Source organism: Sulfurimonas sp. HSL3-7 (assembly GCF_039645985.1).
Lineage (GTDB): Bacteria > Campylobacterota > Campylobacteria > Campylobacterales > Sulfurimonadaceae > Sulfonitrofixus > Sulfonitrofixus jiaomeiensis.
This window is the reverse complement of the sequence record NZ_CP147919.1, coordinates 2,339,389-2,364,013: the sequence shown is the minus strand read 5'-3', so window position 1 is coordinate 2,364,013 and position 24,625 is coordinate 2,339,389. Positions and strand designations below refer to the sequence as shown.

20 protein-coding genes and 2 tRNA genes are annotated in these 24,625 nt (G+C 44.0%); 16 read left to right on the top strand and 6 right to left on the bottom strand.

All coding sequences use genetic code 11. From position 1 onward, the window contains the following. The 7 genes from WCY20_RS11670 (at position 1) to WCY20_RS11640 (ending at position 7,998) form a co-directional block, all read left to right on the top strand. Positions 1-567, top strand: coding sequence for an NADH-quinone oxidoreductase subunit J (locus WCY20_RS11670; protein ID WP_345975330.1), 567 nt, complete (start codon positions 1-3; stop codon positions 565-567). Further along, positions 564-872, top strand: a complete 309-nt coding sequence (nuoK, locus tag WCY20_RS11665; RefSeq protein ID WP_345975328.1) for an NADH-quinone oxidoreductase subunit NuoK — start codon at positions 564-566, stop codon at positions 870-872. The genes WCY20_RS11670 and nuoK overlap by 4 nt, the downstream gene beginning before the upstream one ends. 5 nt (positions 873-877) lie before the next feature. Beyond that, complete coding sequence (gene nuoL / locus WCY20_RS11660; protein ID WP_345975326.1) at positions 878-2,785, top strand: NADH-quinone oxidoreductase subunit L; 1,908 nt, start codon at positions 878-880, stop codon at positions 2,783-2,785. Next, complete coding sequence (locus tag WCY20_RS11655) at positions 2,786-4,321, top strand: NADH-quinone oxidoreductase subunit M (RefSeq protein ID WP_345975324.1); 1,536 nt, start codon at positions 2,786-2,788, stop codon at positions 4,319-4,321. Continuing rightward, a complete protein-coding gene (gene nuoN / locus WCY20_RS11650; RefSeq protein WP_345975322.1) occupies positions 4,321-5,820 on the top strand; it encodes an NADH-quinone oxidoreductase subunit NuoN in 1,500 nt (499 codons plus the stop codon). Before WCY20_RS11655 ends, nuoN begins: the two co-directional genes overlap by 1 nt. Positions 5,821-6,197: 377 nt before the next feature. Then, on the top strand, positions 6,198-7,247 hold the full coding sequence (locus tag WCY20_RS11645; protein WP_345975320.1) for a DegT/DnrJ/EryC1/StrS family aminotransferase: 1,050 nt from the start codon (positions 6,198-6,200) through the stop codon (positions 7,245-7,247). Positions 7,248-7,278: 31 nt separating this feature from the next. Beyond that, positions 7,279-7,998 (top strand): WbqC family protein, encoded by a 720-nt coding sequence (locus tag WCY20_RS11640; RefSeq protein WP_345975318.1) that lies wholly within the window; start codon positions 7,279-7,281, stop codon positions 7,996-7,998. Here the strand turns inward: WCY20_RS11640 and WCY20_RS11635 are convergent. Beyond that, positions 7,964-8,119 carry a hypothetical protein gene (locus WCY20_RS11635; protein ID WP_345975317.1) on the bottom strand — a complete coding sequence of 52 codons (156 nt, stop codon included), beginning with the start codon at positions 8,117-8,119 and terminating at the stop codon, positions 7,964-7,966. The two genes, WCY20_RS11640 and WCY20_RS11635, sit on opposite strands and share 35 nt — an antisense overlap. 181 nt (positions 8,120-8,300) lie before the next feature. On the opposite strand from WCY20_RS11635, the gene WCY20_RS11630 reads away from it, so the two are divergent. From WCY20_RS11630 to WCY20_RS11605, 6 genes are all read left to right on the top strand, one after another. Next, entirely contained in the window at positions 8,301-8,936 is a 636-nt protein-coding gene (locus WCY20_RS11630; protein WP_345975315.1) for a hypothetical protein, read from the top strand. 346 nt (positions 8,937-9,282) lie between these two features. Then, a complete protein-coding gene (locus WCY20_RS11625; protein ID WP_345975313.1) occupies positions 9,283-9,885 on the top strand; it encodes a hypothetical protein in 603 nt (200 codons plus the stop codon). A gap of 30 nt (positions 9,886-9,915) precedes the next feature. Beyond that, positions 9,916-10,695 (top strand): transposase, encoded by a 780-nt coding sequence (locus tag WCY20_RS11620; RefSeq protein WP_345975312.1) that lies wholly within the window; start codon positions 9,916-9,918, stop codon positions 10,693-10,695. A gap of 29 nt (positions 10,696-10,724) precedes the next feature. Then, positions 10,725-11,090, top strand: coding sequence for a hypothetical protein (locus WCY20_RS11615; RefSeq protein ID WP_345975310.1), 366 nt, complete (start codon positions 10,725-10,727; stop codon positions 11,088-11,090). Positions 11,091-11,174: 84 nt separating this feature from the next. After that, positions 11,175-12,293 (top strand): hypothetical protein, encoded by a 1,119-nt coding sequence (locus WCY20_RS11610; RefSeq protein WP_345975308.1) that lies wholly within the window; start codon positions 11,175-11,177, stop codon positions 12,291-12,293. Further along, entirely contained in the window at positions 12,290-17,191 is a 4,902-nt protein-coding gene (locus WCY20_RS11605) for a hypothetical protein (RefSeq protein WP_345975307.1), read from the top strand. Before WCY20_RS11610 ends, WCY20_RS11605 begins: the two co-directional genes overlap by 4 nt. A 187-nt stretch (positions 17,192-17,378) precedes the next feature. Here the strand turns inward: WCY20_RS11605 and WCY20_RS11600 are convergent, their stop codons facing one another. From WCY20_RS11600 to WCY20_RS11590, 3 genes are read right to left on the bottom strand one after another with little or no spacing between them, the layout of a single operon-like run. After that, positions 17,379-18,146: a 4-(cytidine 5'-diphospho)-2-C-methyl-D-erythritol kinase gene (locus tag WCY20_RS11600; RefSeq protein WP_345975305.1), complete on the bottom strand. Its 768-nt coding sequence runs from the start codon at positions 18,144-18,146 to the stop codon at positions 17,379-17,381. Next, complete coding sequence (gene truB / locus WCY20_RS11595) at positions 18,133-18,990, bottom strand: tRNA pseudouridine(55) synthase TruB (RefSeq protein ID WP_345975304.1); 858 nt, start codon at positions 18,988-18,990, stop codon at positions 18,133-18,135. Before truB ends, WCY20_RS11600 begins: the two co-directional genes overlap by 14 nt. 3 nt (positions 18,991-18,993) lie before the next feature. After that, the gene (locus tag WCY20_RS11590) at positions 18,994-21,042 is read right to left on the bottom strand and encodes a UvrD-helicase domain-containing protein (protein ID WP_345975302.1); all 2,049 of its coding nucleotides are present in this window, start codon (positions 21,040-21,042) and stop codon (positions 18,994-18,996) included. A gap of 290 nt (positions 21,043-21,332) precedes the next feature. Here WCY20_RS11590 and WCY20_RS11585 point away from each other — a divergent pair, with 290 nt between their 5' ends. The 3 genes from WCY20_RS11585 (at position 21,333) to WCY20_RS11575 (ending at position 24,097) form a co-directional block, all read left to right on the top strand. Beyond that, positions 21,333-22,232, top strand: coding sequence for a LysR family transcriptional regulator (locus WCY20_RS11585; RefSeq protein ID WP_345975300.1), 900 nt, complete (start codon positions 21,333-21,335; stop codon positions 22,230-22,232). Positions 22,233-22,352: 120 nt separating this feature from the next. Further along, positions 22,353-23,117 carry a pyrroline-5-carboxylate reductase gene (locus WCY20_RS11580; RefSeq protein ID WP_345975298.1) on the top strand — a complete coding sequence of 255 codons (765 nt, stop codon included), beginning with the start codon at positions 22,353-22,355 and terminating at the stop codon, positions 23,115-23,117. Positions 23,118-23,338: 221 nt separating this feature from the next. Then, positions 23,339-24,097, top strand: a complete 759-nt coding sequence (locus WCY20_RS11575) for a hypothetical protein (RefSeq protein ID WP_345975296.1) — start codon at positions 23,339-23,341, stop codon at positions 24,095-24,097. A gap of 317 nt (positions 24,098-24,414) precedes the next feature. Here the strand turns inward: WCY20_RS11575 and WCY20_RS11570 are convergent. Both WCY20_RS11570 and WCY20_RS11565 read right to left on the bottom strand, forming a co-directional pair. Then, positions 24,415-24,490 (bottom strand) — tRNA-Phe (locus tag WCY20_RS11570). Positions 24,491-24,510: 20 nt separating this feature from the next. Next, positions 24,511-24,586 (bottom strand) — tRNA-Phe (locus WCY20_RS11565). Between the last annotated feature and the right edge of the window lie 39 nt (positions 24,587-24,625).

Below are 24,625 nucleotides of genomic sequence, written 5' to 3'. Positions count from 1 at the left end.
ATGTTTGAAGCTATAGCATTTTACACATTTGCTATCTTGACAATAGTGATGTTCGCTGTCACTGTGTTGACTAATCATGCGCTATATGCACTGAGTGCATTGGCTGCAGGTATGATCTTCATCTCGGCATTTTTCTTTTTGCTGGGTGCAGATTTCTTGGGCGCGATCCAGATCATCGTCTATACAGGTGCCGTAATGTCACTCTACGCTTTCGGGATGATGTTCTTTGATACAACACGTGATGTTATTGAAAGACGTACTTCTCCGCAGATCGTTTTCGGTCTTTCGGGTCTTGCTGCATTGACAGTAGTTGCGATCTTTACAGCACCGATCGTATCTGGAAATATCACAGCTTTTTATCCTGTTGTAGACGGCGTAGGAAATTCACAGATGGTCGGTATGGTACTGTTTACAAAATACCTTATCCCGTTTGAAGTAGCTGCTGTGATGCTTTTAGTTGCGATGATCGCAGGTATTATCCTCGCCGGTAAGAAAATGGATCAATCTCTGACACTGATGAAAGAAGAAGAGATTGAACGTGAATCTAAAGAAAAGGCTGTAGTATGATGGAAATCACTTTACAACACTACCTGATCCTCTCTACCGTGCTTTTTGCTATCGGTCTGATAGGTGTCATGCGTCGTAAAAATCTTTTGATGCTTTTCTTTGCAACGGAGATTCTTTTGAATGCGGTCAATGTCGCTTTTGCAGCGATATCAAGCTACTACGGTGACCTGACAGGTCAGATGTTCGCTTTCTTCGTTATTGCGATCGCTGCGTCAGAAGTCGCCGTTGGTCTGGGTCTGTTGGTTGTCTGGTATAAACGTACCGGCAAGATTGATCTTGATACCATGATATCGATGAGAGGATAGAAAGTATGGAATTTTATTTATATACTGCACTTTTTGCACCACTGGTTGGTTCACTCTTTGCAGCACTCTTTGGAATGAGCAAGAAAAACTTGATTGCGGGGATCGTCCCTTCAGCACTCCTTTTCACCTCATTTTTGGCAAGTCTCTACCTTGCCATCTATATCTTGGGTGGCGGTGAACCGATCCAGGTCGAGATGATGACATGGATGGCAACCGGTGATCTTTATATCCCTTACGGGTTTGTCGTTGATCAAGTCTCCGTGACGATGATGATGGTCGTGACAACGGTCTCGACTGTTGTCCATGTCTATTCAGTCGGTTACATGGATCACGATAAGGCATTTAACCGTTTCTTCGCTTGGCTTTCTGCTTTCGTCTTTTCGATGATGGTGCTTGTCATGAGCGACAACTTTCTTGGCCTTTTCATCGGCTGGGAAGGCGTTGGTGTCTGTTCATGGGCGTTGATCGGTTTCTGGTACCACAAAGAGTCAGCTACCTGGGCGGCGAACGAAGCGTTCATCATGAACCGTATTGCCGACCTTGCGATGCTGATCGGTATCTTCCTTGTCTACTGGAATACAGGTTCAATCCGTTACGACGAAGTATTCGCTGCACTTCCGGCTCTGGAGACAGGCATTCTTACAACAATGGGTATCTTCCTGTTTATCGGTGCGATGGGTAAATCGGCACAGTTCCCGCTTCACACATGGCTTGCTGATGCGATGGAAGGTCCGACACCGGTTTCGGCACTGATCCACGCGGCTACCATGGTTACCGCCGGTGTCTATCTGGTCGTCCGTGCATTCCCACTGTACGACCTTATTCCGAATGTCGGTCTTTTTATTGCCAGCCTTGGTGCCTTTGTCGCGATGTTTGCGGCAACAATGGCGTTGGTTAACCGTGATATGAAACGTATCATCGCTTACTCGACACTGTCTCAGCTTGGTTATATGTTCGTGGCTGCAGGGCTTGGCGCATACTGGGTTGCACTGTTCCACCTGATGGCACACGCTTTCTTTAAAGCGTTGCTCTTCCTTGGCGCCGGTAATGTTATGCACGCAATGCACGATGAGCTTGACCCGTTCAAAATGGGCGGTCTTAAAAAATCGATGAAATGGACCTGGATCATGATGACCCTGGCGTCAGTTGCGTTAGCTGGTATCTATCCGTTGGCCGGTTTCTTCTCGAAAGATCTGATCCTGGAAGTTGCATTTGTCGAACACCACTACATCCTTTATACAGTACTGTTGTTGACTGCGGGTCTGACAGCGTTCTACTCGTTCCGTCTTGTTGCACTGATCTTTCATGGGGATGAGAGACACCTGGAGCACGGTATCCATCCGCACGAAGCGTACAACTTTATGCTCTATGCTATGGCACCGCTGGCGATCCTTGCGGTCATCGCAGGTATGCTTTTCAAAACACCGTATTTTGAGATGGTAACGCAGCTTCTGCCGGCGATCGAGTATCATGTTCATAACCATACGGTCTTCTGGATCATGACGATCGGTACGCAGCTCTTCGTAATCGCTGCGATTGTCTATGCATATAAAAAATACGCAAAAGCGGTCAAGGTGGACAAGAAAGTTGAATCGGGTCTTCTCTATCAGCTTCTATATAACCAGTACTACATCCCGCAGTTCTATGAAGAGTACATATCAAAGCCGTACCGTGAACTGTCGGACATGATGTGGAAAATTGACCTCAAGGTTGTGGATGCAACGGTCGACGGTGTCGCCAACATCTTTTATAACACGGGTAAGAAAACACATACAATGCAAAACGGAAACCTTTCATCAATGCTACGCTGGATGGTTATCGGTACCCTTATCCTTTTGGTACTTGCCGCGGCATTCTACATTGGACAATCAGATGAGCTGGCGAAGCTGCTCTCTGGATTAGGAGTAATATAAATGTTAGACCATATTTTATCGATCTTGATATTTTTCCCGGCACTGGCAGCAGTGCTGGGCTTTATTGTCCATAAAGACAGTATGCGTGCTTACGGTATCGTTGTATCGGGTGTTGAGTTCGCCCTTTCACTCTGGTTATGGTATGCATTTGACGGCAGCATCTCCGGTATGCAGTTCATGGAACAGGCAAACCTGATCCCGGCATTCGGCATTTCGTACCTTCTTGGTATTGACGGTATTTCACTCTTTATCATTATCATGGCATCATTTTTTACGATGCTGGGTATTATTTCATTGACTGAGACGCGCCGTATCAAAGACCTGATCATCACGCTGCTCTTTTTACAGATGACGATGGTCGGTGTTTTTGCTGCGCTTGATGCGATCTTGTTCTATGTCTTCTGGGAACTCTCTCTTGTACCGATGCTGCTTATCATCGGTATCTGGGGTGGACCGCTTCGTATCTATGCGTCGGTCAAGTTCTTTCTCTATACCTTTGCAGGTTCACTGGTTATGCTTGTCGGTATGCTTTTCATGGCCTACTTCTATTTCCAGGCAACAGGACAATGGAGCTTCTCTCTACTCGAGTGGTACCGTCTGATCCTTCCTGAAAATATTCAGTACTGGTTGTTTGCAGCCTTCTTCATGGGGTTTGCAATCAAGGTACCGATGTTCCCGTTCCACACCTGGCTACCATATGCGCACGGTCAGGCACCGACGATCGGTTCGGTTATCCTTGCTGCGGTACTTCTTAAAATGGGTACCTACGCATTTATCCGTTTTTCACTGCCGCTCTTTCCGGATGCGTCGGTCTTCTTTATGTACCCTGTTGCCGTGCTGGCGATCATCATGATCATCTACACGGCAATGGTGGCTTACGCACAGAAAGATATCAAACAGGTCGTTGCCTACTCATCTGTTTCGCACATGGGTGTTATCATCCTCGGTACATTCGCGCTTAACGTCGAAGGTATCAGCGGTTCGGTCTTTCTGATGATCGCGCACGGTATCGTCTCGGGTGCGCTCTTCTTGCTTGTCGGTGTCATCTATGACCGCCGTCATACCAAGCTGATGAGCGAATTCGGCGGTCTGGCACAGATCATGCCTAAATATGCGACGATCTTCGGGATCATGATGATGGCTTCCGTCGGTCTGCCGCTTACGATCAACTTTGTCGGTGAGTTCCTGAGTCTTCTCGGATTCTACAAACAGTCACATATGATGACCCTTCTTGCCGGGACGGCGATCATCGTCGGTGCGATCTACATGCTGGCTGCCTATAAGAAAGCATTCTTCGGCAATGTGACCAAAGAAGAGAACAAAACGCTTAAAGATATCAACAAGACCGAACTTATGGGTCTTATCCCGTTGACGATCATTGCGATCTGGCTGGGTGTCTACCCTAAACCGGTTCTTGAACCGATCAACAACTCTGTCGAGTCTGTGGTGCAGTTGATGCACGACAAAGCAATTTCAGCGGAAGCCAAAGAGATCATTCCGTCTATTGCAAAATTTGAAACTACGGAGGCAAAATAATGTTAGAAGCAGTCAACGTTTCACTGGCCTCACTAAATGTCCCGACACTTGTTCCGATGACGATCGCCGTTATCGGCGCCTTGTCTATCTTGACGATTGACCTTGTTAAAGAGGGTCTGAATAAATCACTTTACGTGATGATCGCACTGTTGTTCCTGCTTTTAGACCTTGGTGCCGTTATGGACGCAGCGGGTGTTTTCGCCTCAAACGGAACACAGCTTGGCTTCTTCGATGTGATGCTTATTGACGGTCTGGCTATTCTTGCACAGCTTGTTATCGTTATTGCGTCGATGATGTTTATTCCGTTGGCGCTCACGTCGAAACGCTTCCACGAGTTCTCGTATCCGGAGTTCTTCGCACTGTTCCTGTTCATGATCGCCGGTTTCCAGTTCATGGTTGCAACAGACAACCTGATCCTGGTCTTTGTCGGCCTGGAAACTGCTTCATTGGCACTTTATCCGATGATCGCGCTTCACAACCGTAACAAGTCGTTTGAAGCGGCTGTGAAGTACTTCACTATGGGTGCATTGGCAGCCGGTCTTTTCTCATTCGGTTCGATGGTCTTCTATGCATTGACCGGTTCTGTTGAGATCCACCAGATCGCTGCTGCTCTTGCCGCAGATAACTATGCGAACATCGGGTATGTGCTTGTTGCTACTGCCTTCTTGTTTGCATCATTTGCGTTCAAACTGTCATTGGTACCGTTCCATACATGGACGCCGGATGTCTACGAAGGCTCTTCTGCAGCACTTGCAGGCTATATGTCTATCGTGCCTAAGATTGCCGGTTTCGTTGTGGCAATGCGTCTTTTCGAATTCCTGGTCAATTCGGGTGTCGTCTGGCTGGAAGTCATTCTGTATGCGATGGTTGTCGTTACGATGACAGCAGCCAATATCTGGGCTATCGTGCAAAATGACGTCAAGCGTATGCTCGCTTACTCGTCTGTTTCACATGCCGGGTTTGTTATGGCCGCGGTATTGATCGGTACGACACAAGCGAATACGGGGCTTTTCCTCTACTGGGCACTTTTCAGTTTTGCTAACCTGGGTGCCTTCACCATGTTGTGGGTCAGCCGTCAGAAACAGCTTCTGCCGGGTCAGAGTTCGGACCACCCGTTCGAGAAGTTCTCCGGTATGTTCAAGACCTCACCTATCCAGGCAACATTGATGGCGCTCTTTATGCTTTCATTGGCAGGTATCCCGCCGTTTGCTCTTTTCTGGGGTAAAATTTATCTGATTGGGGCTGCTGTAAGCGGCGGCTTTACGGTACTGGCCTTGATTATGGCATTGAACTCGGCGATCGCAGGGTATTACTACCTGAAACTGATCGTCTTTATGTTCATGAAAGAGCCTGAAGGTGAGAAGAACTACCTTGTCAATGCATCGACATCACTTAAGACGATTGTAGGAATGGCTGCATTCGCTACGATCTTCTCTTTTATTGTTGTCAGCCCGCTCATCGAATTTATCGGCGGTTTCGTCTACAATTCGGGGTACTAAGATACTTCTTTATCTGCTGTGAGATTGATCTCACAGCCTTTATCTTCTCTTCTTTCTTTTTTTACCGTTTTAAAAAGCTCTTAACCTGTATAGTTGTCATGTTTTTATCACACCATGTTTTACACTGCAACGACTTTTTATTACGCAGGTAGATAAGCTGTTTAAACTCCAGCAGTTTAACTGTCAGTCGTATAAACGAAGCGGGTCTGCTCCCCTCATAGATGGTGGTAAACTTTTTGTTATAATGGAATAATCTTTACAGTCATAAAACACTAGACTAGGTTGTTAAAATAGAATTTTGGTTGATTTACATGAGTTTGTTAGTAATTTTCAATTGAAATGAGAGGGAAAGAATGACTTACGTAACGAAAATATATATGCCGCATAAAGAAAAGTTCAAAGCATATGTAGATGAGATCTATGAAAGCGGATGGTTAACCAATAACGGGCCATTGGTTCAGAAGCTTGAGAAAAAATTAGAAGAGTATTTTGGTGTTAAAAATCTTCTTTGTATCTCAAGCGGAACAAATGCTTTGCAGTTTGCTTACAGACTTCTGGAAATGGAAGGCGAAGTTGTGACAACGCCGTTCAGTTTTGTATCAACAACCAGTGCTATAGCGGCAGAGAGATTGACCCCGGTGTATGCAGACATCGATAGTGAGTCGTATAACATCGATCCAAAGAATATAGAAAGTGCTATTACCGAAAAGACATGTGCGATAGCCCCATGTCATGTCTTTGGCAATGCGTGCGAAATAGAGGAGATTGACCAGATAGCTGAGAAGCATAACCTGAAAGTAATTTACGATGCATCGCATGCTTTTGATGTCAAGTACAAAGGCAAGCATATATTAAACTATGGCGATATGTCTATTATCAGTTTCCATGCCACGAAAATATTTCATACTATTGAAGGGGCTGCTATTGTCATCAAAGATGATGCGTTATACGAAAAAGCTAAAATTGTGAGGGATTATGGCAAGGACGGTCCCGATTCCGTAGCTCTGCTTGGCATTAACGGAAAAATAAATGAGCTTGAAGCGGCAATGGGTCTGTGTATGCTTGATGAAGAAGATATTATCCACAACATGCGAAAGAAAAGCCATGAATTTTATACGCAGCAACTAAAAGACTATGTTCAGTTACAAAAAAAGAATGAGGATGCGACACAAAGTTATACCTATTTTCCTGTCGTCTTTAGATCGGAAGACGAAATGAAAAAAGTCCGGGCGGCTTTGTTGGAACAAGAGATAGCTGCACGGCAATATTTTTATCCCTCTTTGGACACACTTCCGTACGTAGAACATCGAAAAGTCATGCGTATATCCAGAGACATAGCAAGCAGAATTTTAGTTATTCCGATGCACTCTGGAGTAGAACCGAAGGTCAGTAAGATTATTATTGAGACATTACAGAAATTACGTTGAAATTATTGTCATTGAGATAAAAATCTGGGCAGTGTTAGGTCAATCAACTAAAGGGTTATGTATGACAGTAGGAAGCAATCAACCATATTTTTTCCCCTATATCGCATACTGGCAACTGATTAATCGAGTAGATATTTTTGTACTTTCCGACAGTATGCAATACAGAAAAAAAGGCTATATCAACCGAAACGATATTCTCATAGACGGCAAGCGGCATCGCTATACACTTGAGGTTCTGGGTGTGCATACCGGCAAGCTAATCAATGAGGTCTGCGTTGGGCATAATGCAAAAAAGATATTGAAATCGATTTCGAATGCCTATAAAAAAGCGCCCTATTTCAACGAGGTCTATCCGATGTTGGAAGAGATATGTTTAAACGAGGAAAAGAATTTAGCGAAATACGTGGGCTTTTCTATTGAAAGGATTGCCCGATATTTGGAGATGGATACCAAATTCATCTACCTGAGCGATCTTCAGGGAAAAACGGCATTAAAAGCCCAGGAGAGGACGATTGACATCTGCAAAAGATTGGGTGCAGATCAATATATCAATGCTATAGGCGGGCAGAAACTGTACAGTAAAAAAGTATTTAAAGAGCATGGTATAAAATTGAATTTTATTAAAACTGAATCAGTTCAGTACAAACAATTCCACAATGCATTTTTACCGAACATGTCCATCATCGATATCATGATGTTCAATTCCAGAGAAGAGATCAAAGTGATGCTGCAAAAGTATGTTCTAATATAAAACCACCGGCCAGCTCTTCTCCCTCACCGTTTTTCAGCTTGGCGACTCTCTGGTTGTCGGCGGTCTGCTTGTAGGTGATGATGTCGCCATTAGGCAGGGAGACCTCTTTGAGTTCGCCCAAGCTTCCATAGTTGTAACTGCTTGTGCCTGCTGTCGTGCTCTTGGTTTTCAGGTAGCCGTCTTCATCATAACTATAACCGCTGGAGGAAAACCAGGCTGATTGTATATGCTTTAAGAATTACTTTGCTACCATTAAAAATCATAAAAGAACAGGAAAAAATATGTAACAAAAAAGCCAAATAGTGATAGCAGTTATTCTTGCATCTATCTTCATTAGCGGATGCAGTCAGAGTAATGGGTATTCAACGAGTGGACAGCGTTCCACATCAGAAATTGAGCCCTATGAAGAATATGATAATAACACAACTGCTCAAAACCCAGACGACAATACAACTGCTGACGTGCCGCTAGTCATTAACGGTCACGTACTGCCGCCTGAACCGGACCCAGCAATCAACAATTTTACCCTTGCCGGCGTCGATGTCAATAAAAATGGCGTTCGCGACGATGTGGAACGGAAGATTTATCTCGAACATGAGTTGGAGATAGAAAGACAGTCTTTGATGATGTCTGCTCGACAGCAACAAAAACGTTTAGAAGCCGATGATCTCATTGAAAATGCCACGAAATGGGAAAAACTCGATAAATATGATATTGGATGTATCTCATATATTTTTCATGAGCATGGAATAGATCTCTACAGCTTATCTGCCGAAGATTATGTATTTAACACAAGAGCAAGAGTTGAAAAATACATAAAGTATAATCAAGCTTTAAGCGGCGGAGTATATTGGACTCCTAAAAGTTATAAAGTAGAAAGTTCTTGCGACTTTAATGTTACTCGGGCAATCATAATAGATGATGAAGACGATGAGTAAAATAGTTTTTGTCATATTATTCTTGACGCTTACACTGCATGCTTCACCAAGACATATGCCTGTCCCCAATAGTAAAAGTAGCCTGTCCCCAATAGTCCTTTAGACACAATTATTGATGAACGAAAGATTGATGTATATTTTGCCAATGGTATAGATACAGAGGAATTTGAAGCAATTGCTAATACAAGATTACTTAGATAAAAAATTATAAAAATAGCATCAATGCGGGTACCAAGAGATTGTGATTGCTTATTTGTAAAATTACAGTTGATACCAGTAACATAATACAGTTTCCTTAAGAATAGTTTGGACAACATACTTAATACATAAAAAAATAGGAAAAAATATGATAACACATAGTAATTTACTTGCAATAACACTGTTACTTACATCGATCTTCATGAGTGGATGCAGCCAGAGCGACGGGTACTCAACAAGCAAAAATGAAACTGTTGAAGTGATTCACGGTTATACCTTGCCGCCAGCACCTGATCCAGCGATCAATAACTCCACACTGTTAGGTATCGATAGCAATAACAATGGTGTGAGAGATGATGTCGAGATTTGGATACTTAAAAAGTATAAAGACAAACATCCTATTTATACTGAGATTGCGATGCAAGCCGGTCGTGCGTGGCAGAAAGTTTTAGAAAATCCAAGTAAGGCAAGTGAGACATCAAAACTTTTGGATGCTGCACAAAATTGTGAGTTTTATTTTCAATTTGATGCGAAACGATTTGGAGATTCAATATTAGTAGATGAATTTATTTTGGATCGTGCATATGAAAGAATAGTACTAAATACACAAGAGCGACAAGTTGCGTATAAGAATTTCGATGCATTTTTTAGCGGCGGGATTACAACACTTCCTAGTATTTCAGACGAGAAAGGTTCATGCGATTTTAATGTAAGTAAAATTATGGATCTTCAAAAATTAGGGGTCAGGTGATACCTATACTATGCTATAAAAGGAGAGGAGATGCCAAGACGACCGAGGGTTGATATGGTTGGGTACTATCATATCGTCAATAGAGGGGTAGAGCAGCGCATAGTCTATAAAGTTAAAGATGACTATACAATGTTTTTGGAGCTGCTCTGTAGTGGGTGTCAGCTTTATGATGTTCAATTGCATGGGTATGTGTTGATGAGCAACCATTACCATTTGCTGATTGAGACGAGAAAAGAGAATCTTTCAAAGTTCATGAAACATCTTAATGCTTCTTATGCTATCTATTTCAATAAAAAATATAAGCGTTCAGGCCACCTCTGGCAAGGGCGGTTTAAGTCCTGGTATGTGACGGATGAAGCTTATCTTTATACGTTGATAAGCTATATAGAGAACAACCCTGTCAAGGCGAAGATGGTCAAGGCATTGGGCAAATATGAATATAGTTCATATCTGTCATTTGTTGAGCAGAGAGAACCTATTGGGTGTTTAAAATGTTCATTTGTATTTGAAAAGTTTACAGATCGAAAAGATAGGGTAGAGTTTTTTGAATGTGGTGTTGATGAGAGAATATTAGAAGAGATCCAAAAAGCATCCACCCTTGTTGTCACATCCATAAAAGAGAAAAAGCTTGATAGCAAGAGCTTAAAACACAGGTTCCAACAGGTCAAGGATCAGGCAGACAGAGATCATAAGATTTTAAAAGCATATGAAGCAGGGTACTCTCAACATGCTATAGCCGAGTGTCTAGAATTATCTCAACCACAAATAAATAGAGTAATAAAAAAAGTGAGAGGTATAGGTATCACCTGACCCCTTGTCCTTAGGTATCACCTGACCCCTTGTCCTTCGGTAGTCAAGATTTTAAAGCTGCCTACAACACTAAGCACGATCTTTGGGACTTCATCGAAGCTGCAGCTCAGCTTTTCGAACAGAACGGCTGGAGTATGTATTGGAACTCTTTTGTTATTGCGACTGATCAAGTTTTGGAAAAACATTACATAGATTATTTTGCAGGACTTAGCAATAATCATACCAACGACCTGACCGAGCAGATAAAAAATTATAAAAATAGCATCAATGCGGGTAACCAAGTAATCGTAATTGCCCACTCACAGGGAAACTACTTTACAAATGAGGCGTATGATGCACTAAGCCCATGTGAACAAAAGGCAGTTTGCATGCTAGGAACTACAAAAAAAACTTAAAATAGAACAAACTTTAACTTTAACGCATGTTCAAACAAGCTATGATATAAAACAACAAAAAACACCATTAAAAAGGACTCTTTCATGAAACTTCTTCACCTCTTTTTAGCACTTTTAACAGCAACTTTTTTCTTGGCATGTAGCTCTGACAAAGAAATACTTCAAGTTGATACTAATCTTACAGCATACTCAGATGATACGGTAGAGTTACATGCCAGTGGGTCAAAGGCTTATAGTTGGAGCCAGTTAAGCGGGACTTCCGTCATCCTTGTGAATGCAAATACAAGCACGGCTAGTTTTATAGCTCCGGGTGTTACGACACAAGAGAGTTTAGTCTTTGAGCTTGAAGCGGTTACGGCACAGTTGGAGACGACGAATATTACAGTTAAAAAGCAGGTTCATGTTACGGTGCTTCCTAAGGTTGTAGAAGTGAATGAGGCTGATACGACCTCGCCAGAGGTGGAACAAGGGGCTACTCCTAGCCTGAAATCTCTCAAACTCACGGTAGAAAAAAACTCACTCAACGTAGATGAAAACACAACACTCAAAGTCATAGCTACCTACCAAGACAACACCACAAAAGATGTAACAGAAGAAGTTGAGTGGAACCTCTCCGACACAAACGCAGCACAAATCACTCAAAGATCTTTACATGCCATGAAAGATACAAACATAATCCTCCAAGCAAAACTAAACACAGTAACTTCAAACTCTCTTGCTTTAGAGATTTACAAAGAGATAAACGGACACAAGCTTCCGCCTGAACCGGATGAAACCATAAACAACTCTACACTTCTTGGAATAGACTCAAACAACAACGGGGTGAGAGATGATGTAGAGCGATGGATATTTGCAGAGTACGATCACCCGATAGTACAAGCGGTTGCTATGCAGAATGCCAGAGCCTTTCAGATAATACTTGTGGATCCTTCTAAGGCGAGGGAGACTGATAAATTGATGGAAAATCAAACGGATTGTCAATCTTACTATATGCATCAAGATTCAAAAAAACTTATTCCAAGAGGAAAAAGTCTTTATAAAGAGTCAAGACCACTCATTTTAAATACAAGAGAGCGCAATCGTGCCTATTATGAATATAATCAAGCATTAAGCGGAGGAGTATATCCAGGTAGAGATAGAAATACTCATAAAACTAGATGTGATTTTAACGAAACGAAGATTCTTCAGGGGGAATGGGAATGAAAAAGCATCTCCTTGTTTTTATTTTTTGTTTTTTTGGCATAAGCTCTCTTCATGCCAAAGCAGATATCTATCTTGCTACGGGAGTTTTAACAGATAAAAAAGATACAGATGAAGCTCGCGATTTACTAGAAGAAGACCTAAAAGCCTCCAATCCCGAAATCTACAGTAGCGAGCCTTTTAAATCGGCCTACAACACTAGCCGCGGTTTCTGGGATTTTATCGAAGGCGCGTCACAGCTTTTCGAGCAGAACGGTTGGAGTAAGTATTGGCTCTCGTTTCTTTCCGATGCCGATAAGGCTTTAGCCGATTATTATATCGATTATTTTACAGGACTTAGCAGTACTCACTCTAACGACCTGACAGAGCAGATCAGTAACTATAAAAAAAGTATCAATGCCGGAAACCAAGTCATCGTCATTGCCCACTCGCAGGGTAATTTCTTTACAAACGAAGCGTATGATACACTGAGCGAGTGTCAAAAAAAGTCATTTTACATGCTAGGAACCGCGAACCCTGCCGATCATGTGAGCGGTATGAGTGATGGGAGAGGAGCTTTGGCAACATTAGATAATGATCCAATAACATTCGTACCATCGAGCATGAGCCAAAATATAATAAATAGTGATAAATTTATTATTGAGGGCTATAGTTTTAAACTTCCAACATATCACTATTTTGATTATTACCGCTATAGCAATGTGGTTACACAAGACAAAATAGCATCCTTTCCAGAGTATGCGATGAATTATTTTAATACTGTTTATCCGCCAGTAGAACGCAAAGAGTACCCAATAGACATTCAACTTTCATGGCAAAGCAGTGATATACAGTTGCAACTCTCATCAGAGCTGGGCCAAAAAGAGAGAAGAGTAGGATGTGCTGCTGACAGTCGTTATTATGTAGAGTCTATTGATGATGTCGCAGAAGGCACTTACGGTATTTATGTCAACCATAGTGGAAAGGTAGATGAAGAAAACCTTCCCCAATCTGTTCGTTTGGCAGTAAAAACACCGAATGATGCATTGACTATCGATGTCGACATATCGACAAGCGATTTGTTAGATCTGGGCCATATAGCCGATATAGAAGTCAAAGCAAACAGCATGATAAGTGTTTTAGCAAATGAAGACGTTAATAGAAGCGGATTACAATTAATAACTAGTCATTTTAAAAACATTATTCCTATAGGAAGCGATTCGACGGACGAAGTTGTTTCCAGTAGTGGAGGTGGTCAACATCAAACTGTAGGAGTGGGAGGCTGTTGGGTTTCTGATCAATTAAGTTATGAAGAAGGTTTAGAAATATGTTACCCGGAAGCTTCGACAGGTGACGGTGGAGTGGTGACGAATCAAACTGAAAATAATTCAGATGATCATGATAGTCTGGTTTTTGACGTGAAATCGAAGCTAAATACCGCGAATATGGGCCCCATCGGCGGAGCCAATGTCTCCATAATTGATGTGACAAATGGTGCCATACTTCATGAAACCAGTACTACCCTTGGAAGCTCGCTTGGCTCAACAGGTGTCATCTTGCTTTCACAAGAGATATTGAATACGCTTGAGGATGACAGATATTATCTTGTAAATGTTATGGGTGGTGTAGATGTGGACACGGATGATGACGGTGTTATAGACATAAGACCGACTGTGAAAACAGGTGATTTGCATGGTCTGTATAAAGGAAGTTTTTTAAAAACCAGTCACTTTAAGATCAACATACTGACCGAAATTGCGTACCAGGTTACAAAGGAACTCTTTGCAAATGACAATGATAGCTCAATCATAAGTTCCCGACTTGATGAGGTCGCAAAAAAACTGCTGATCTCTAGTTCTGATGAAATTGGGTATACCGACCTTATCAATTGGATGCCCCGATATGATAAGAGAATGCTAAGAAAGAGTTATTCTGAGTATTATGAACCTGTTGCGCAAAAAATCTATCATGGTCAAGATATCTATGCAGATGCGTATAAAATCGTATACGAATCTATTTTGCTGCAATATGTCGTTTCTGTAGGCGAAGATAGCATCTTGCGTGATTTTGGCTTGAAACTTGATGTTGGTTTGCCTGAGGGAGAAGCTCGCTTCAGTTTAAGCGGAGATGGCAGTGAGTTGTTTGAGATAAACTCAACGGGTTTTGTGGGATTTAAAGATGGAGCAGCAATAGATTTTGAACGACAAAAGGTATACGACTTAACACTTTGTGTAAATTCACAAGAGTATACATCAGAATCAAAATTTATGGTTGTTGTTGAAAATGTACTCGACGCACCTGAAGCCGAAAGTGTTGAAGTCGTTGTCGACGATAATATAAGTGCCGGTTCTCTCGTCGCATTCTTAAAGATGGGCACACCTGGAGACGCCCCAATCAGCAAAGTCGTTCTGGATGATAACACAACGTTTAGGATTGATTTAGATGGCATGGTATATCTTAGGGATGGTGTGGAGTTAAATTACTTCTCAAAAAATTTATACCAGTTAAGTGCTATAGCAACCAATGCTCATGGCAGTAGCTTGCCAATCAATATTGCAGTAAAACTTAAAAGGACGCCGACCGTCGATTCCTTGGACCTAACCTTGCTCGACGGTTTGGTCGGGGGTACAAAGATAGGCCGGTTGAAAATTAAAGAAAACGGCACTCAAATTGCCACTATTGCGCTTAGCGGCCTCGGAAGCGAAGACTTCAATATCACCAAAGAAGGTGCGCTGTTCGTAGCAAATGATACCCTGCTAAATGCGAGTGAACAAGCGTTTTACGATCTTAGCATTGTAGTCAACGGAGAGAGTTTGGCATTGTTGGAGATAGAAGTGCAAGATCGCATCGTCGCGACACTTGATACTGTAGACAATGCGGTAGAGTTGGCAATCGACAAAAACAGCAGTGTCGCCTATGTGGCTGATAACAACTATTATGGTGCCGCTATTGTCGACTTTTCACAAAAAGACAAACTCTCTTTTGTCGGCAGAACATCTGGTAACTATGGGCGAGTTTCCGGTATTGCCATCAATGAAGCCGGCTCAAATCTTGTAGTAGGAAGCTATAAGAAAATGGAACTTTTTGATACGGAGCCCTCCGTATCACCTCTTTATCTGGATACTTACAGCATAGAGAATTATTTTAATTTTATAGAAATACTACCGTTGAAAAACATGGTGTTTGTCGGTACCTATGACTATATCGATATCCTAAAAATTGAAGACAATGGGACATTGGGTTCATTGTATGAGGTTTATACACAGAACAGGCGGGGTGTCGTTGTTTCATCGGATGAAAAGTATATGTTCGTTTCTGGTAATTACGAAAATATTGATATTTATGACATCGGTGATCTTTCCATTATAAATATAACCAGTACGATACTAGCACCTTATGATGCGAAAATGACACTATCGAAGGACAATCGCTATTTATTCGTAACGGGTCACACGCCAGAAGGACAATCGCTTTTGAAGTTGTACAATCTTCAAGATATAATGCGACCTGAACTGATTTCGAGTCTTATACTTCCTGAGCCGATAACAACTCTTTCTTATGGTAATAACTACCTCTATCTTGGCGGATCACAACTGCATGTTGTCGATGTTGCCGATGTCACGGCCTTGCAACTGCTAGGTTCGATAGCGGTTCCTGGCGGCATCAAAGATGTAGCATTGTTGGGGAATACTGATCAAGCTATAGTAGCATCCGGAAACTCCGGAATTCACCTTGTCAATGTTGGTGGGTTTGAGCATCAGGAAAAAGTACCTGGCATATTGCCGTTCAAAGCAACTGTAGAAGCAGATGCGTCCATTAATACCGTCGTCGGGCAGGTCGAAGTCGTATATAGCGGCAGCGGAATCACCGGCTTTTCATTGGCAGGCGAGGGCGCAGAGAAGTTTAGTATAGACAGTGCGGGTACTGTTCGTACCGTGTCATCGCTGTTCTCCGGCCCGGCTTTGTACCAACTGCAGATAAATGTTTCTAACACTATTGGCACGCGGGAGGTAAACGCTACCATTAGTGTTCACAGTGTGCCGGTAATCGCAGACTTTAAAGGTTCGATTAACAGCATGAGCAGTGCTGGCACGGTAGTAGGTAGTTTAGACCTTGGCGTTGATGATGCTAACAGTATAGAGGCTATCTCTCTGAATGGTGATGGTGCTGAATATTTTCAGGTGAACAAAAGTGGAGAGATCACTTTCTCCGGAGGGATTGAACTGCATCACTTTAGTACACCAACATTTTCACTTAGCGTCGATGCCTCAAATCGATACGGACAATCAGAGACGGCTACAGTTATAGTAAACGTGAGTGTTCTTGTCTCTGAGATAGAGTTGTTTGAAGATCCTCAAAGAGAGATCACGAGTATTAAGTTTTCAGAGGATGGGGCTTATGCAGACATTGAGATGCATAAACGATATGAATCTTTACCTCAATATGTTACACGCGTCAACATTCAAGACTTCTTCGCACTTTCAACAATGAGTCAAGAAAGTATTGAAGATGCGACACAAGTCGTTGAGTTTCCAGCTAATATAAAAGAATTGATATTTGATGAAGACAATAAGAGTATGTACTATGGTGGTGGTGACTCGGCGGGACTCATAATTAATGATGTTAATCGAAACGAGCTTGCTTCGTATAATGATTCCAATTATGAAGATGGAGAGAGTTACTTCAGTATCAATCATATGCAACTGCTATCAGATAACAGCTCTTTATTGTTTGGCGGAGACTATTTGCTTGGTCTGTTGAGTATTTCTGCAGATAGAAGAGAGATTATATTAGGAGAGAAGATATTGAGGAGTCCTGTGACAACATTTGCACAGATTCCTAACAGCTCTTTCATGTTGGTAGGGAGTAAAAACATATTGCAAGTAGTGGACTTTACCGGTTTGACAGCAATGCAACAGTAAAAATAGTCAAAGACGGGAGGAGTGTTCAGTTACCAATATTAATCCAGATCCTTTTGTCTTGAACTTTCAAATATACAGACTGTTCGCTTTATAGACTAAGTATATAAGTTACGGAACTTATTTTCTTTGCTTCCCTATTTTAATGTGAGAGTATAGATAGAGATATAGAGCAAAAATAGTGTAGTTTCTACTCCACCGCAAAAAAGCTGCTGCCACTGCCGGAGAAGTACCATCCCTCTTTACGGTGCTGTTCAAGTTTGGGGTAGAGAAGGAGTGCCGGTTCGAAGAGGTCGTTTGCCTCGGTCGGCGTCATCTGTTTCAATACTTCGAGCGAAGGCATTTCGGCAAATCTGTACTGCTTGTCAATGCTCAGTTCTTTGTAGAAGTGTTCACGAAAGGCCTGATAGACCTTTGGTGTCGATATCTCGATCTTCGGCGTAACGGTCTTAATATGCAACGGCGGTTCATCGAAGGGTTTGACGATCTCGCCGATGCCGGAGACGTTGGCACTTTGGTAGCCGTAGACAAAGAAAGGAACATCGGCGCCGACTTTGGACCCTATAGCAGCCAGTTCGTCGCGGCTGAGTCCCAGGTGAAGCACTTCGTTGCACATCAGCAGGTAGGTGGCAGCATCGGAGCTGCCGCCGCCGAGTCCGGCGAAGGAGGGTATCTTCTTCTCGACCTTTATGGCATGGCTCTGCATAAGACGTTTCAGACTCTCCGACCTGGTGGCTTCCAAAAGGGCTTTAAAGGCTTTATATATGGTGTTTTGTGAGGTCTCACAGTTAAAGTCGCCATCGATGACGAAGTCCTCGTTATCTTTCGGTGCAAAGGTGAGGGTGTCGTAGAGGTCGTTTACCAGAACAAAACGCGAGAGGATCTCGTGGTAGTCACCGCGTTTTCCGGTGACCTTTAAAAAGATGTTGACTTTGGCATAGGCTTTATAACTCTTCATGCAGACTCACTCTGTTTAAAAGGTAGTGGACACCCTCATCGTCGAACTCAAAGATAGAGATACTGTCGCCATTGTCGACCCAGTATGTCCCGTTTTCAGTCACTTCAAAATCTTCTCGGTGAAGCTTCTGTCCCAAGAGTATAGTACTATTCTCTTTGGTGTAGACGTTTTGTGGCATATTGAGACATTTTTTGATGTCGAGCGCCTTTTCGTGCTCATAGTGGAACTGTCCCTCATGTAGGCGCTCCAAGGCGGAGAGAATGCCGCCGGGTACCTCAAGCCGCTCAGCAATCAGGCGTCCAAGAGAGCGTATATAGGTCCCTTCCGAGACGGTCGCTTCAAACGTGACGAAGGGGTGGCAGTAGTGCAGCAGCTTCGTCTTATATATCGTGGAGTGGATGGTGTTGAGTTTGACCTCCTTGCCCTCACGGGCGAGGTCATAGGCACGTCTGCCGTCGATCTTCTTGGCGCTGAAGATCGGCGGGTGGTACTCCAGCCCGCCTTCTAGCGATTTGACGGCCTCGTTGACCTTCTGCTCATCCAGCGGTTCGATCATGTCGATCTTTGAGACGGCCTCGATATCCAGCGTGTCGGAGTGTGCCCCCAGCCAGAGGGTCGCACGGTAGCTTTTGGGTGTTTTGTCCAGAAAACGGAAGAGGGAGGTGTATTTGCCGAAGGCGACGATCAGGATCCCTTTGGCAAAGGGGTCCAGTGTCCCTGAAAAACCGGCTTTGGCCGCATTGTATTTCCATTTGAGCTGGGAAAGGAATTTGTTCGAACCGACGCCTGAGGGCTTGTACGCCACAAAGAGGCGGTCGATATTGTCGCGTTTGAGTTTGGCCATTTTTTAGAGGCGCTCCACAAACGAGGCGAGAATATCGCGCTGGGTTCCGCCGAAGTTGATCTTGAGTTTGAACTCGCGCCCCGCCTTGGAGACACCGAGCACGCGTCCCGGACCGAAGATCTTGTGGCGGACGAGGTCGCCCTTTTTGAAAGCGGTGTTCTGTTCGACTTTGAGCGAACCTTCACACAGACCTGCTTCGGTCAGAAAACGGCTTTTGTTCAGGTCCGTACGGCGCCCTTTGTAGAAGCGGCTGTTGACATGTGAGAGGGTCAGCGTGTCTTTGGCACGGGTAAAGGCGACATAGCCAAGGCGGCGCTCCTCTTCGGTGTCGCTGCCGTCGCCGATCAGCGGCAGGAACCCCTCTTCGAGACCGATGATGAAGAGGTGCTCGAACTCGAGTCCTTTGGAGGCATGGATACTCATGATGTAGATGCTCTCGCCCTCGACTTCGTCCTGATCGCTCTGAAGTGTAAGCTCGTTCAGGAACTCGTCGAGCGTCGCCTCGGGAGACTGCTTGATGAAGTCGCGGAAGAGGCCGTAAAACTCATCCATATTGGCGACACGTTCAGTCTCGTCCGGCATGTTCTTATAGATATCCTTGAGTCTGAAACGATCTTCGAGGGCATCGATGAAATCGTAGGTCGAATGTTCGGCGATCATGACGACTTCGTCTATATCTTCGGCGAATTTTTTGAGCGTCTGGGTATTCTTCTTTTTGACCAATGCTTCGAGCTCTGCGATAGAACTGTTCTTGATAAAGTCGTACATCGAAACCTGTTGGGCTATTGCTGCCAACTCCACCTTCTCGACGCTGGCCTTGCCGAGGCCGCGTTTAGGCTTGTTGATAATGCGCTTCATCGAAAAGTTGTCATGCGGGTTGGTGACGAGACGAAGATAGGAGATCAGGTCCTTGACCTCGGCGCGATCGTAAAACCGCAGGCCACCTACCAGTTTATAAGGGATCCCGGCACGGTTAAGCCCCTCTTCGAGTGAACGTGAAAGGGCATTGACACGATAGAGTACGGCGATCTCTCGGGGTGCGACCCCTTTGTTGATAAGTGCTGCGATCTTGGCTGCGATCTTGCGCGCTTCCTCGTTCTCATCATTGGAGCTCAATGTAACAACAGCGTCGCCGCCTTCCCGGGTCGGGATCAGCTTCTTGCCAAGACGGGAGCGGTTATGCTGGATCAGCTCGTTAGCAACCTCCAAGATGGCAGCACGTGAACGGTAGTTGTGCTCAAGTTTGACAACGGTGGTGTTTTCAAAATCCTCGTGAAACTCCAGGATATTGCGAACATGTGCCCCGCGCCAGCCATAGATACTCTGGTCGTCATCGCCGACGACACAGAGGTTGTCATGTGTCATACAAAGCTTCTGAAGCAGGCGGAACTGCAGTTCGTTGGTGTCCTGATACTCATCGATCATGATGTACTGGTACTGTTCGCTGGTACGTTGTGCAAGCTCTTCATTTTCATCTAGAAGCCGGTAGGTGAGTGCGAGCAGATCATCAAAATCGACAAGGTTGTTCTCTAAAAGATAAGCCTCATACTCTTCATAGATCTTGGCGATCTGTTTGTAGTTCTTGAGTTCAGCCTGTGCATAGGCCTGCTCAGGTGTGATCAGAGAGTTTTTGTACCGGGAAATCTCGCTGGCAATAAGCGGTAAAGGCAATTCGGCGTTGATCTTTTTCAAAATCCGTTTTTTGTCATCCGTATCGATCACGACAAAATTGTTCAGACGCCCCAAAAGATGGATATTGAATTTTAAAAAGAGAAGACCGAATTTGTGGAAGGTACACAGCAGCGGCGGATATGAAGTCGGATTGATCATGGCAAATGCACGTTCCTGCATCTCTTTAGCCGCTTTATTGGTAAATGTCAGCGTCAGTGTATTATTGGGAGCGATACCGACGATATCTAAAAGATAGGCTAGACGGGAGGTAATAGTTTTGGTTTTACCGCTTCCTGCCCCCGCCAGGATAAGCAGGGGGCCGTCAATCTGTTTGACAGCCGAACTTTGAGATTCGTTTAAATTGTTGAAAATTTTATCCATAGAGTCTGTAATCTTTTAGCGTAGATATTTAATTATATCCAAATAGATTTAAATAATGTATAGAGAGGGCATATTGCTTTATTGAACACCTTTTAAAACCAGATTCGTACAGGAAGTGGCACATCACAGTTATATGATGTTTTCTACGGATTATTTATATAAATCATATTATTGAATTATAGTAAAAATATCACATTAATAAGAAGAGGTTATTCTTTTTATGTCTATTTATTTATAATACTACGTTATAATGTTTAAAATTTAGATTATCTTATATAAAAGGAGAGCTTATGTTAAAAGATTTTGCCAAACTCCACACGTTTTTGACGGTTATCAAGGAGAAGAGTTTTTCAAAAGCTTCTGCTAAGCTTGGTATCTCTCAGCCTGCAGTTACGCAGCAGATCAAATTTATCGAAGAATATCTCGATACGAAGATCGTTGAGCGTAAAAAAAACGGTATCAAATTGACGAAAGAGGGTGAAGACCTTTACCGTATTGCAGTCCGCCTTGAAAAAGCGATCAACTCAAGTGAAAAAGAGTTATTGAAGATCATCAATAAGGAGTTTACTTTTGTCATAGGCTCATCATATGCGATCGGCAATTACATCATGCCTCGCTACCTTGGTGAGATCAAAGAGAAGATAAACAACGAAGTTTATATGAATGTTGGGATGTCCGAAGAGCTTATTGACGCGATCGAAGACAAAAAGATCGATATCGCTCTGATCGAATCACCGGTATTCAAAGATGGCATTATTTATCGCGAATGGATGGAAGATGAACTCGTCGTCTTCTCAAACCAGCCGATCCCTAAACAGCTTCGCCGTGAAGATATGTATAATTTTGACTGGATCTGCCGCGATGAGAAGTCGCATACCCGCCGTTTGACTTCAGAGACTTTTGAGGAGATCGGAGTGGAGTGCGCAAGCTTCAACGTTATCGGTGTTGTACAGAGCCCGACAGCGATCAAAGAGTCCGTTATGCGCTCGCCGAAAGATGCTGCGCGTCCTGTCGTCTCTGTCATCTCCCGCCATGTCATCCAGGATGAGGTGGCAAACGGGACACTGTTTGAAGCCCGCATCAAAGGACACAAGATCGAGCGCAAGCTCTATATCGCTTACGGCAAAGAGCGCAAACATGATGCCTTTGTCGACAACGTCGTCAATTACCTTCTTTCACTGAAAGTTTAATTTCAGTTCAGCTTCAACAGACAGGGGTGAACCTTCTGGTTCGCTTCACTCTCTTTTAGAATCACAGCTTACGACTTTTCAAACTCTGTGTTAAAATACGTAAAACATAAAAGATGACAGATGAAAACTACAATCACATTTATCGGTAACGGCAACATGGCACTCTCTATAGCCCAGGGCTTGAAAGATCAGTATACCATCGAGGTGGTTGGCCGTAATATGGCAAAATTGGAGGCCTTTGAAGAGGCGCTCGGCTGTTCGATAGAGAAATCGTTTCTTAACAACTTCGATATCGAGGGAAAGACGGTGCTCCTGTGCGTCAAGCCGTATAACCTGGTCGAAGTCGGCCAGCAGCTTAGAGGCAGGGCAAAGGTGCTCTACTCTGTGCTGGCCGGAACGACACTGGCCGCGCTCGCAAACCATATCAAGACGGAAGCGGTGGTGCGCGCCATGCCAAATCTTGCCGCAACAGTACAGCGTTCCATGACGACGCTGACCGGCGATGCAGACTACCAAGAGGATGCCGAGGTGCTTTTCGGCGCAATCGGTACGACGCGCTGGCTCTCAAGTGAAAAAGAGATCGATATCGCCACCGGGCTGGCCGGTTCAGGTCCCGCCTATCTGGCTCTCATCGCCGAAGCACTGACCGACGGGGCGGTTAAGCAGGGGCTCAAACGTGACGACGCGATGGCGATCATGCGTGGGTTATTCGGCGGTTTCGGTGAACTGATACAGGATGTTCATCCGGCTCTCTTGAAAGACGGTGTGATGAGTCCCGGCGGCACGACGGCAGCAGGGTACGGTGCGTTGGAAGACGGCAATGTCAGAGCGGCCTGTATGGATGCTATTGAAAGGGCATACAAAAAGGCGGTAGAACTGTCCTAACCAAAGAAGCTCTCTCTGTACTTTGAATCAGATGCCGAGCCTTTTCTCTGTGGCCATCTTCTATATATCCGGTATAGACCATCTCTCCCCGTTTTCATCATATATCCGGTCCTGGGATTCTTGCAAGAAACGCTCTTCTCACTTTTTAAAACCTTGCTCATCCTCTTTTACATGTTCCCCGACAGTGTGAAGATATATAAAAGTCCTTGGATGATGGTGTCATGGAAATGACCTTGAAAATCAACAGCAATACAGGCCATAAACTTCCTACCAGCTTTCCGTCACGCCGGGCATTTCTGCATGTTAAAGTGACAGATGGTTCAGGCAAGGTCGTTTTTGAATCCGGAAAGGTCAATGCAGACGGAAGTATTGTCGGTGCCGATTCCGATGCCGACCGTACAGTATTTGAACCGCATTACGATCTTATCACCTCGGAAGAGCAGGTACAGATTTATGAAATGGTCATGGGCAACAACCTTGGTGAAGTGACTTATACTCTTCTGCGCGGTATGACCTACAAGAAAGACAACCGTATCCTGCCGAAAGGCTTCGATAAAACCACCGCACCAAGTGACTTTCGTGTTGTCGGAAGTGCCTATGATGATGTTGATTTTATCGGTGGCAGCGATACCGTTACCTACCGCATCGGCGGTCTGGCCGGCGGTACCTATACGGCAGATACGCAACTGCTCTATCAGACGCTTGGCTACGCCTTTGCACAGGATCTTTTTGCTGACAGCTCCGCAGAGGCGGCATCATTCAAATCAATGTTCGATGCATCCCAGATCAAAACATCTCAGATCGCTTCGTCATCGCTCTCCATCACCGGCACAGGCGGAAGCACACCGCCGCCGGCAGCTGCTGCATGCAGTGACGGTATCGACAATGACGGTGACGGATTGGTAGATATGAGCGATCCGGGATGTAAAGATGTATCGGACAATGATGAGTTCAACAAGGGGAGAAAAAACAGATGTTAGCAGATGGTTGAGAACAGGTCTTTGCAACCTGTATCTCTCCAAACGGCTATTTTCGCACCGTCACGGGTGTTTCATTTTCGTTTCACTATGCGCGTTTAACTGCTCTGCTTTCGACTTCTTAAACTTTTTAATCAGCGCTCTACCGTTTTCTTTCTAGATGTAATCATGTACGATTTGTTGAAGGTGTCTTTGGGTGCAGTTGTCAATATTTTCCAAGCGGTGTACGTTGTGTATGGAGTTGACTTGTGTCACGGCAGCTAAAATCAGGTTGGTTCGTCTATTTTGAAATGTTTGTCAAGGTATAAGTGTTTGGGAAGTGGTGGCTTATCTCGGAATCGAACCAAGGACACAACGATTTTCAGTCGTTTGCTCTACCAACTGAGCTAATAAGCCAAAAAGAAGTTCTTAATACGTGGTGGCTCATCTCGGAATCGAACCAAGGACACAACGATTTTCAGTCGTTTGCTCTACCAACTGAGCTAATGAGCCATCTCTATCTTATCAAGAGGCCGAATTATATCGACGCTA